General features: G+C 37.4%; 5 protein-coding genes and 1 tRNA gene. 2 read left to right on the plus strand and 4 right to left on the minus strand.

Features of this window, described 5'->3' with window-relative positions; translation table 11 throughout:
- Positions 1–41 precede the first annotated feature (41 nt).
- Positions 42–1,427 carry an aldehyde dehydrogenase gene (locus ACFQ38_RS11620; protein ID WP_336823391.1) on the minus strand — a complete coding sequence of 462 codons (1,386 nt, stop codon included), beginning with the start codon at positions 1,425–1,427 and terminating at the stop codon, positions 42–44.
- A gap of 434 nt (positions 1,428–1,861) precedes the next feature.
- Here ACFQ38_RS11620 and ACFQ38_RS11625 point away from each other — a divergent pair, with 434 nt between their 5' ends.
- Complete coding sequence (locus ACFQ38_RS11625) at positions 1,862–2,011, plus strand: hypothetical protein (protein ID WP_336823392.1); 150 nt, start codon at positions 1,862–1,864, stop codon at positions 2,009–2,011.
- 58 nt (positions 2,012–2,069) lie between these two features.
- On the opposite strand, the gene ACFQ38_RS11630 is transcribed toward ACFQ38_RS11625, so the two are convergent.
- Positions 2,070–2,918, minus strand: coding sequence for a DNA-3-methyladenine glycosylase family protein (locus ACFQ38_RS11630; RefSeq protein WP_336823393.1), 849 nt, complete (start codon positions 2,916–2,918; stop codon positions 2,070–2,072).
- Between the two features lie 124 nt (positions 2,919–3,042).
- On the opposite strand from ACFQ38_RS11630, the gene ACFQ38_RS11635 reads away from it, so the two are divergent.
- A tRNA-Val gene (locus ACFQ38_RS11635) sits at positions 3,043–3,115 on the plus strand.
- Positions 3,116–3,233: 118 nt separating this feature from the next.
- On the opposite strand, the gene ACFQ38_RS11640 is transcribed toward ACFQ38_RS11635, so the two are convergent.
- The gene (locus ACFQ38_RS11640; protein WP_381481032.1) at positions 3,234–3,524 is read right to left on the minus strand and encodes a tyrosine-type recombinase/integrase; all 291 of its coding nucleotides are present in this window, start codon (positions 3,522–3,524) and stop codon (positions 3,234–3,236) included.
- 324 nt (positions 3,525–3,848) lie between these two features.
- Positions 3,849–4,022 (minus strand): CPBP family glutamic-type intramembrane protease, encoded by a 174-nt coding sequence (locus ACFQ38_RS11645; protein ID WP_381481033.1) that lies wholly within the window; start codon positions 4,020–4,022, stop codon positions 3,849–3,851.
- Between the last annotated feature and the right edge of the window lie 1,023 nt (positions 4,023–5,045).

Below are 5,045 nucleotides of genomic sequence, written 5' to 3' on the forward strand. Positions count from 1 at the left end.
CCACCTGTTCTATTTTAGGGACTTATTGGACAGCCTCTTCCTTATCGTATAATCGGTTTCACAACAGATAGCTTGTTCTTGTATGGAGGATATCCGATACTCGCAGAAATTTTCGTGCTCTTTTTCATCATTGCCTTTGCATGAGTAAACGTTTCAAAACTATACTTGCCATGATAGGCATTAATGCCTGAAGAACCGACACCGCCAAACGGCAAGTGAATGTTCCCGACATGAGAAACCGTATCATTGATACAGCCACCTCCGAACGGCAGGTTTTCCATAAAATAGTCGGCAGCCTTTTCGTTTTCCGTAAACATGTATGCTGCAAGCGGTTTTGGATTTTGGCGGATTCTATGAATGGCTTCTCCCAAATTGGAGAATGTCAAAACTGGTAATATCGGCCCAAAAATCTCATTTTCCATTGACGGACTTTCCCAATTGACATCTTTTAAAAAAGTAGGCTCGATAAATAATGATTCCCGATCAAAAGAGCCACCAAAGCAAATTTGATGTTTTTCTTTTTCAAGTAATTGGACAAGTCGTTCAAAATGCTTTTTATTAATAATCCTACCGTAGTCTCGATTTTCCTCGACACGCTCTCCGTAAAATCGATGGACCACTTTTTTCATTTCTTCAATTAGCTTTATGACAATCGATTCATGCGCAATGACATAGTCAGGCGCTACACATGTTTGCCCATTATTTACAAACTTGCCCCAAACTATCCGTTCTGCGGTTTTTCGCAAATCGGCAGTTTGATCAACAATCGCCGGGCTTTTCCCCCCTAATTCTAATGTGACCGGCGTCAAGCGTTCAGCAGCCGCTTTCATAACAACTTTTCCAACTGCTACACTTCCTGTGAAGAAAATATAATCGAACGGTGCATGAATTAAAGCAGAAGTTTCCTCTTTTTCACCTTCAACGACTGTTACATAATGAGGAGGATAAATAGCGGCAAGGATCTCTTTAATGATTTGCGCTGTATGAATGGCAGCCTCAGACGGTTTCACTACGGCACAATTTCCTCCAGCAATGGCTCCAATTAACGGCTCAATCACTAACTGAAACGGATAGTTGAATGGGCCAATGATTAAAACAGAGCCGTATGGTTCACGTACAATAAAACTTTTTGCAGGCTGCAAATGAACAGGCGTCTTCACATCTTCCGGCTTCATCCATTCCTCCAAATGTTTCAGCATATGATTCATGCTTGATATGACAAAACCGACTTCTGTTACGTATGATTCAAACGGGCTTTTCCCCAAATCTTTCTGCAATGCTTCAAAAATCTCTTCTTCTCGCGATTGGATTGCCTCTTTTAAACGATTGAGCATTTCCTTTCGAAAATTAATATCCCTCGTCTCGCCGCTAAAATAATAACTTTTTTGTAATTCGATAATTGAATCTACTTTTTTTTCAAAATCCATGAAACATCCTCCTTTTGTTTCGCAATAGCAATTTATTACACCCCACAAATATTGAACAACCTACGATTGAACGATCAATACGTTACTATTCGACGTTTAACTGTTTTTTGTATAATTTCCATTGAAAAGATTTGCATGGAAAACAAATGTCAATATAGCAAAAGGACTGAATTTCGATTCGTCAATTTCCGACCAATTATGCAGTTTGGGAAGATGGAAGCAAACATATACTATAAATACAAAAAGAGCGAAAAAAATGTCGCATATTATAGAGATAAACGTAAGAGCAGAGCACATCGTTAATGTAAACAAGCGTTTGGATGACTGGCAACCCAATAGGCCTTAAGATTCTTTTTCAGCATTTTTGTTATTTTTGCTTTCGGCACGGGTAAAGAATCATCACATAACCAATTAACGAAATGGAGGAAATGAACATGACAACGACAGAAACTTGGTGGGAAACAATTTTTGAAGGAAATCTTTCATTAGGTCTCAACAAGGAGCGCATCGCAGACCTGGATGATGAAAATTTCCTCTACTTTAGCGAAAACAACCTTGAACAAGACGACAATCAACCTCAATAATTATACTGATGAGCTGTATGGATGCTAACTATAGCATTCATACGGCTATCTAAATTCTTCATTCTATACTTTTCCACAAATAGAGGGAAGCATAACTTAAATATGGAGACCATATCGGGAACCGCTCAGCCATTTCCTCATACGTCGGCTTTCGATCCATTTTCCAATGAAGCTTCAAAGCGTTTTGCAAACCGATATCAGCCATTGGAAATAAATTTGCCCTGCCTAGTCCGAAAAGGAGAAAACTTTGAGCAGTCCACGGACCGATCCCTCGAATCGCTACTAACTCACTAATAATTTCTTCATCATCCATCGTTTCAAATTTATCCAATTCCAAACGGCCTTCTGCAATTGCACGAGATATTTCTATAATATATTCTGCTTTTCTGTTGCTAAATTGAAGCATCCTCAAATCCTCTACATTGATCATCGCAGCTTCTTCAGGCTTCGGATAACGCCAAACGCCGTTTTCATTCTTCCCATATACTTCAACAAATCGCATTAATAGCACATCTGCAAATTTCAAATTCAACTGCTGATGAATAATCGATTTTACAAGCGTTCCGTAGAGAGAAAAACTTTTGATGATCGGCATGCCCGCATATTGTTCAAAAATGGGCGCGAGATCCGTTTTTTCAAAATGCCTCGCAATCTCGTCCAACGGCCTGTCAAAATGAAAAATGGAAAATAATCGATCCATCTGTGCATCATCTACGACATTTTCAATTTCAAAAGCCGGATGCAAAGTGGAACCCGTTCCTTTCAAACGAATGACATTCCCTTCCTCCATCGGAACCAACACTTCTCGCTCTTCTACATTCACTGCATTTATCGGATCCCTCGCCAAGCGAACCAATGCGCTATCAAAGTCATAAGCGAATGGAAGTGAAATCGTTTGATTGATCACAATACTCCCTCCTTTCCTTCCATTCTACCTTTTTCTTCATGTTTATAAAAACTTTTTAAAAACATGTTGACTTCTTCCACAAAATAGCTATAATAATAAATGTGCAGTAAGCAGTATATCTCCCGATTCCGTAGCTCAGCTGGGAGAGCGCTACCTTGACAGGGTAGAGGTCGCTGGTTCGAGCCCAGTCGGAATCATTGGGTGCCAAACCCGTAGGAAGGTTGTCGGAACAACAACCTTCTCCAGAAACAGTCCTATTAGGCCGGATGCCTAGGGGCTGTTTTTTTGTGGTTTTTTACCGCATTTTGTCCGCAGCTACTTTTTCTTGTTACCCTCTTCCTCGGGATGATTCGAAGGGATTTGGAGAGCATTATGGAAAATGTCGGCCACTCCGTCATTTGTATTCGGCAAAAGATGCGCGTAATAATCCAATGTAATCTCCGGATTTGAATGTCCCAATTGGTCAGAGATCCTCACGACATCCACGCCCTCTGAAATCAGGATCGAAGCATGAGAATGGCGTAGATCGTGGAATCGAATCCTTGGTACGTTCAAACTATCAAGAATTCGTTTCATCACCCTGGTTAGGTTTCTATGATCTTGCATGTCCCCTCTCCCGTACAGATTACCAAGTCCCGGTCGATAAAAGATTCTCCAACCAGTTGTTTCCAGTTATTTTGATTCCCTTTTGTATCTTATGCTCATTTATTACGAAACCAGGAATAGGGATCATTCGTTGCGCTTTGATCGTTTTCAATGAGCCCAATTGGTAACCCACTTCAGGTGTGTCAAGTCCTATATGTCTATAAAATGGTTACTAAAACATGCGTACTCATCAGATTAGTCAAAAAAGCAAAGTTCATGTAGACAATGCTGTTTTTGAAGATACCTGAGTAAATTTCATGATAGTAGTTTACATTGACGTAAAAACTAAAAATAGAGGAAAAATACTCCTACATATAAGTTCCATATTGCATGAGTTAGTATCGCAGGTATTAATGACTTAGTCCTAAAAGTTATTACTGCTAATATTAATCCTGAAATGAGAGTAACTACTAAATACATTGGATGAAAAAGTGCAAAGACTATTGCTGAAGTAATAATCGCTCAATGCGGTTTTAAAAACTTTGAGAGAAAAATTAATAAAATCCCCCTAAAAAAAGTTTCTTCCCATATAGGAACAAAAACCATTATGTTGATAAGTCCATATAAATCCATCCCATTGGAATCCAACAAGCCATTTTTGTAAAGAACTATAAACCTATGGTCTATCAAAATTTCATAGTTAATTAAAAACTTTAGGAACAAATAAGGAACAAGAAAGCCAAAAAGAATAAATAAATATGTGGTCAGTTTTCTTAAAGGCCTAAAATTAAATAATGGGAAAAGTTCTTCTTTAATTGACCGAAAACCTAAAGTTATAAGACAAAAGCAGATGAACCAGATTAGTGAGTCAAACTTAAACAGAACAAGGTCAATAGAATTGTTACTTATTATAAAACCCACAAGTGACAACAGAGTAAAATAAATTACAAAGTTTAACGAGGTATGCCATTTAAGCAACATCTTTGTTCCTCCATTCATTTTCAGATAATATTTCATTTAAAATAGAAAAGGAAGAATTACTCCTTTGGATAACATAACTGCTATGTTGCGAAAAGATATACATAGAAAAACATATAAAGGTCTGTTACTTTTCTAAGTACGTTCGGAAATATAATCTGCCATAATCCACCTAAATCGTAGTGAATATATTAGGCTAATATAAAACCCAGTTTTTGAACTGATAAAGATCAGTTCATTTATCATTATCATCTTTGACGATAAAAATATATCTCTTATACATTTTCACAGATACCTTCATAGTTATATAAAGAAATCTATGATTATTAACTCCATAGGATCCCATTTATGGGCTTAAAATTAGCAGAGCCATATAATTACGATGTAGGATATTATCTTGAAGATTTACGCGGTTTTAGTCAAAATAATATTGAATAAAACGGAAATTCTTTTTAGTTATGATGATAGTCTAAATTTAGGACTCATTGAATTGGGAGAGTTATAATAAACTTATCCAATTGAGCGGAGTGAAAAAGATGAAAAGACAATATGATAAAGAATTTA

The sequence above is a fragment of the Sporosarcina contaminans genome, assembly GCF_042679045.1.
GTDB lineage: Bacteria > Bacillota > Bacilli > Bacillales_A > Planococcaceae > Sporosarcina > Sporosarcina contaminans.